Origin of the sequence: uncultured Oribacterium sp., assembly GCF_902481605.1 — a bacterium.
Lineage (GTDB): Bacteria > Bacillota > Clostridia > Lachnospirales > Lachnospiraceae > Oribacterium > Oribacterium sinus.
The window spans coordinates 1-6,136 of record NZ_CABSXI010000094.1 but is presented as its reverse complement, the minus strand read 5'-3'; the positions used below and the strand labels follow the sequence as shown (position 1 = coordinate 6,136).

Here is a 6,136-nt window from a genome sequence, read left to right as displayed (position 1 = left end):
CTTCTGCACTGGAATTTACTTTTTCAATTTAGCTCCTTAATATAAAGAGTTTTTATTTCTACTATCGGAAATACCTCTAACGTTCCAAGCATACAGAGATCTATAGAATAGGCGTACTCCAATAGGATAAAGGATTATTATGTACACATTACACTATAACAAAAGAGAAGGGAGAATAATCTCCCTCCTCGTTATCAGCAATAGTACTATTCTTATGCCTTAGGGCCTGCTGCAGAAAGCTTCTTTCCTGCCTCAGAGCTCTCATACTTCTTAAAGTTCTTTGCGAAACGTCCTGCCAAGTCCTTTGCCTTCTCTTCCCACTGGCTTGCATCAGCGTATGTATCTCTTGGATCTAAGATTTTCGGATCTACACCGGGTAAAGCTACAGGTACTTCGAAGTCGAAGTATGGAATCTTCTTGGTCTCAGCCTTAGCCACATCTCCGTTTAAGATGGCATCAATGATTCCACGGGTATCCTTGATGGAAATTCTCTTTCCGGAACCGTTCCATCCGGTATTTACCAGATAAGCCTTTGCGCCGCTCTTCTCCATACGCTTAACCAGCTCTTCTGCATACTTTGTTGGAGGAAGCTCCAAGAAAGCCTGTCCGAAGCAAGCGGAGAAGGTTGGGGTGGGCTCTGTGATTCCTCTCTCTGTTCCTGCTAGCTTTGCAGTAAAGCCGGAAAGGAAGTAATACTGTGTCTGCTCCTCTGTAAGAATAGAGATAGGAGGCAGTACGCCGAACGCATCTGCGGAAAGGAAAATAACATTTTCCGCTGCAGGTGCGGAGGAAACAGGCTTTACAATATTGTCGATGTGCTGGATAGGATAGGACACACGAGTATTCTCGGTAACGCTCTTGTCCTTGAAATCAATCTTTCCATTCGCATCCATGGTAACATTTTCCAGCAATGCATCTCTGCGGATAGCCTTATAGATATCCGGCTCGGAATCCTTATCCAAGTCGATGACCTTAGCATAACATCCACCCTCGAAGTTGAAGATACCGTTGTCATCCCAGCCGTGCTCGTCATCTCCGATTAAGAGTCTCTTAGGATCGGTGGAAAGGGTGGTCTTTCCTGTTCCGGAAAGTCCAAAGAAGATTGCAGTGTGCTTTCCGTTCAGATCCGTATTTGCGGAACAGTGCATAGAAGCAATGCCTTTTAATGGAAGGAAGTAGTTCATCATGGAGAACATACCCTTCTTCATCTCTCCGCCGTACCAGGTATTTAGAATAATCTGCTCTCTGCTGCTGATGTTGAACATAACGGCAGTTTCAGAATGTAAGCCAAGCTCCTTGTAGTTTTCAATCTTCGCCTTGGAAGCATTGTAAACCACGAAGTCCGGCTTAAAGTTCTCCAGCTCTTCCTTGGAGGGCTGAATGAACATGTTGGTTACAAAGTGTGCCTGCCAAGCTACTTCCACAATGAAACGCACTGCCATTCTGGTGTCCTTGTTGGCTCCGCAGAAAGCATCCACCACAAATAAACGCTTGTTGGAAAGCTCCTTCTTTGCCAATTCCTTAGCAGTGTTCCATGCTTCCTGAGACGCAGGATGGTTATCGTTCTTATATTCATCGGATGTCCACCATACGGTATCCTTGGATTTCTCATCCATGACAATGTACTTATCCTGGGGAGAACGTCCGGTGTAAATACCGGTCATTACGTTAACAGCTCCTAATTCACTGACCTGTCCCTTTTCATAGCCTTCCAAATCCGCTCTGGTTTCCTCCTGGAACAAAAGCTCATAGGATGGGTTATGTACGATTTCCGTGGTTCCTGTAATGCCATATTGTGTTAAATCCAAATTTGCCATAGTGGTCTCCTTCTCACTCTTTTAAAATTTCAAGCCTCTCGTATGAAAAAAAATACAAGGCTCAATGTTCTTATTATACATACTTCCCTTGGAAAGTCACTTGAATTTTACATTTTTTTATTGCTTTATTTTTAATTACTTAATGATTTTTGCTTTAATTCTTTTTTAAATTTTGATTTTAAATTTAGAAATATTTGGAATTTTCTTCGAAATAGCATAAAAATAGCGAGGCGATATGAAACGCCTCGCTATTACCAATAGCTGTGGAACTTAAAATCTCTCCTGTAATGAAGAATCTCGAAAATCCCGTCCGCAATAGGGTTTCCGTACCTTAGACAAATGTCCTTATTTTTAAGAGGACAGATTGGAAGCACTGACCGTTTCTTCCGGAAGCTTCTCTACCGCTTCTTCAAAGGATAAGGGAAGCTCCAGAGTTTGATAACCCTTACGCACCAGAATCAGAGTATGCTTTCCCTCTGCATTTCCTTTAAAGGCCTTAGGATAAATCACCAGTTTTCCCTCCTCTTCCAATATCTCCATGGAAGAAGAGTTAATCTCTGTTGTAAAGCTTTGTTTGTCTAAGTAAGCTTTAATCTCTCCTTCCTTCAAATACTCTCTATCCTCGGTCTCTAACACAATGTCCTCTCCGGGCTTTGCCACTCCAACCGTAAACTTCGGCGGCTTTACTCCCGTAAGATACTCTGTTCTTAGCTCTTTGGACAAAGAGCCGTCCTCCAGGACTCTATAAAGAGAAGAAGGAACCTTTCTGATGGCTTCTGCGGTTTTCAAATATTCTGACGGAGAATAGCTTACAATGCTCCTTGCCGTTTTTTCTTTGTAGGCTGCAAAATATCCGGTAAAATCGTAGAACTGATCTCCTCCTTCGGGAAGAAAATACTTGTCCCCTCTGGAACGAAGGAAACGAGCTGCCACCAGATTCGCATCCGGATTGGAAATTCCCAGCTCTCTAAGCAATAAAGCGTTGCTTAAAAGATCATAGGATACTGCTAAATACTTATCCTCTCCTTCTCCAAGCTTTGGCAAATCGGAAAGGTCCGGCTTTTTCTTCGTAAGAACCTCTCTAGAGGTAGCATGGGAAATGGCATCAAAGCTGCCACGGTCTTTTTCCCCGTCTTTCTGTCTTGCCTTCTCTTCCTTTTCATCCTGCTCTTCTTTGGCTTCTCCGGCAAAAACCTCAAAGCGTTGCTTGATCTTTCCATATCCGTTTAGCTTTACCGTAAGCACATATTGTCCTGCCTGATCGGTGAGAAGACTTCCTTCTTCGTCCTTTCTCTTTCCATAAAGAAGTAATGCCCCATCATAATAGTAAAAGTCTTTAAGATATTCCAGATTTTGACTGCTACCATCCGGCTTTTTTAAAACTAATTTTGAGGAGGGTTCTCCAAACTCACTGAGATACATTCTTCCCGGAACCTCTGCCATAAAGCGAATAGTCTCACCCTGTTTCGGGGTGCTACTCTCCGGAGCCTGTTGTAACACCAACTTATCCTGAGAAACCAGTTCCAAGGGAATGGTCAATGTACTGTCATCATAGGAGGAATGGATCTTCACTTTATACCAGCCCTTGCTCCTTAGGTTCTCCTGTCCTGCAGGAATATTCACAACACCAAGCTCTCCATGCCTAGTCTTATGCACCGCTTCCTTCGTAAATTTCAAAGAGGCATTTTTATTTCCCAAGCCGTAAATACTGCCTTCACTCAAAGAGGAAATAGAATCAATCTTTTCAAACCATTTTTTCTGTTCTTCTGTTTCAGCAAGTAGTTCATATTTGATGGGCTTTCCATTATTTTCTCCCTTATAATCCACCGGAAAGGCTTTAAAATAATAGGTAATAGGGATTCCCTTTTCTTCTTGCTCGCTTAAATCAAAGGTAGTTCTACTTTCCTTGGTTCTTTCCCTACCTGCTTGTACGGACGGATAATTTAACTCTTCCTTCGTAACTTTTCCCTTTATGACTAAAGACAGCTCTCCGGAGCTTTCGAAGGAGCTTGCAGGTGCCGCCTTGGCCTCTCCGGCATTTAAAGACAGAATCTCTTTTTCTTCTCCGCCATCTTTCTTGGAAATCGTCAGATTCTTGGGAGAAACCACCGTACTTTCCCACTTCCAAAGCTTTCCGGCAGTATCAATGGGCGTTAACGCTTCGGTAATATCGGTTCCATCCACCTCTACCTTGTAATCCTCGGGTCGTCCCTCTTTAAAGGAGAGTACAATGTACTTGTCAAATCCCAGATTGACTAATCCGCTATGCTCTCTCTCCAATACGGAAAAGACTTCCTTTTTCTCCTGCTCTTCTTGCTCTTTCTTTTCCTGCTCTTTCTTTTCCTGCTCTTTCTTTTCCTGCTCTTTCTTTTCCTTTTCTTCCCGAGCCTTCTTCTCCGCGTCCTCCTTCTGCTTTTCTGTCGAAGACTGTTGATTGTTTGTAGAATTGCTTACACTGCCTGAACCGCTTCCAAAACTCCTTCCGGAGCTTCCCCCTGATGACCTGCCGGAACCGCCGGAGTTGCTGCGATTTACCCCTAGGACTTCCGGAATACTACGACTTACTCCCGCAACCTGTTGTCCGTCTTCCTTGGAGAGAAGCCCTTTTCCCTGCTCATAAACAGGCTTTCCGTTCTCTACCCAACGTCCATCTTCATCTACGGAATAGCCATCCTTTGTTCCCGCGGTAAGCAATTCCCCTAAGTGGGCAGAATCCTGATCCTCGAAATAATAGCAGTAGCCGTCAATCCACTGCCAGCCTGCGCAGAGCTTTCCAAAGGAACCGTCATGAGCAGTGTGGAAGAAGAACCATTTTCCGCTTGGACTTTTCCACCAGCCGGATTGCAGTGTTCCGCTGTCTTCCTTCAGCAGATACCAAGCTCCCTCGGAAACAATCCATCCCTTCTGCTTTTCTCCCTTGGCATTCACAAAGGTCCAAGCCTTTTCCTCCATCTGCCACTTGCCTTCCGTATTCTCCAGAGCCAATGCGGGAAAGTTTTGCGAAAGCATCATACACGCTGCCATCCCAATTGCCAGATTTTTAAATCCCTTTCGTACCATATTTCCTCCTTCGTCGCTAAAAATGGAAAATTCGTTTTCCTTTTCCTGTATATTTTTATTAGTAAATATCAATTAGATTTTACTAATTTTATATTAGTCTATACTAACTCTTTATTTTTCTATCGTCAATATATCTACAACTTTTACAAAACTTTAAACCACAAAACAGAAGCTCATAAATGGCGTAGCTACGCCATTTATGAGCTTCTGACTCTTCCCTAATTTTTATGGATATTTTTTACCATGATAAGCAAAGCTGAGATTAACATAAATATATTAATATGGTACTAAAGAATTTAATTGCCATGGTCTTTATGAGCATTCTTAATTAACAAAATAGAATACCGGATGCAAAATCGTTCAATCAGTGTGCAAATGCTCAACACAGCCACTATTATAATACCAAATCGCCAATCTCTCGAAAAAAAGAATGCAGACATTCCAGCAATAAAACCACTATTCACAATGCCGTATCCATTCCAATTCTCGGCAAATCCATAGAAAAAGCCGTGACCTTCAATAATCTCCCAAACAGTCAATGCCACACTAACAAGACATAGCCCAATACCAATCGCAAATCCTAATGTCTGGGGAAAGGAAGGTGACATGGCTATTCTGATTCCGATACAAGCACATCCAACTACGAATACATATAAAGTCATCTTATAATCAATCGTAGATTTCATAAATCCTTTCCTCCTTATTAAAATCTCTACTAATTTTCCAAGTTTAAATTCATGTTTTAAATTATCCCTTTCATCTTGACCATTAATAAATTGGAAATTATCCCTCCTTTCTATCTTTCCCACCATACAAGATAAGATTAGCTAGTGATAAACACCTTTAGAGCAACACTTCTCAAATTACTTTTTCAATTCATATCAAACTTTGTATTCTTCACATTCACGATTTCTTATTTATAATTATAGCAAATTGCAAATTAGTTTCAATCGTAATTCCTTATGCGAATTATAAAATGAAGATGAAGCACCTATCACATCATTCCCAGTGCATCCTATGAACGATAGAATGTAATAGAGTAATGTGATATGCCGAATGTAAAAGATTGCCCTGGATTTGCAAGCTGCCCACAGAACGCTGCTTCAACCCGGAGCTGCTTCGGAAGGACAGTGAGCAGCGCCAGCGGACAAGCCACAAATTACAGCTTTGCCCGCATAAATACGGGGTACGAGAAACCGGCAAGCAATGCTCATGTACGGTAAGGAAGCAAGCAACCGAAAACAAGAGATAGACCGCCA

Annotated in this window: 3 protein-coding genes; all 3 read right to left on the bottom strand. The window is 42.2% G+C overall.

The window, feature by feature from the left end; genetic code table 11:
- Positions 1-212: 212 nt before the first annotated feature.
- Positions 213-1,817 (bottom strand): phosphoenolpyruvate carboxykinase (ATP), encoded by a 1,605-nt coding sequence (gene pckA, locus RDQ32_RS10530; protein ID WP_308580433.1) that lies wholly within the window; start codon positions 1,815-1,817, stop codon positions 213-215.
- A 351-nt stretch (positions 1,818-2,168) separates the two neighbouring features.
- Positions 2,169-4,877: a hypothetical protein gene (locus RDQ32_RS10525; RefSeq protein WP_308580432.1), complete on the bottom strand. Its 2,709-nt coding sequence runs from the start codon at positions 4,875-4,877 to the stop codon at positions 2,169-2,171.
- A 296-nt stretch (positions 4,878-5,173) separates the two neighbouring features.
- Positions 5,174-5,563 carry a hypothetical protein gene (locus tag RDQ32_RS10520; RefSeq protein WP_308580431.1) on the bottom strand — a complete coding sequence of 130 codons (390 nt, stop codon included), beginning with the start codon at positions 5,561-5,563 and terminating at the stop codon, positions 5,174-5,176.
- Between the last annotated feature and the right edge of the window lie 573 nt (positions 5,564-6,136).

Bases quoted from the DNA above. Each gene is read 5' to 3' on its own strand.
- pckA (WP_308580433.1), bottom strand. From the start codon at position 1,817: ATGGCAAATTTGGATTTAACACAATATGGCATTACAGGAACCACGGAA.
- RDQ32_RS10525 (WP_308580432.1), bottom strand. From the start codon at position 4,877: ATGGTACGAAAGGGATTTAAAAATCTGGCAATTGGGATGGCAGCGTGT.
- RDQ32_RS10520 (WP_308580431.1), bottom strand. From the start codon at position 5,563: ATGAAATCTACGATTGATTATAAGATGACTTTATATGTATTCGTAGTT.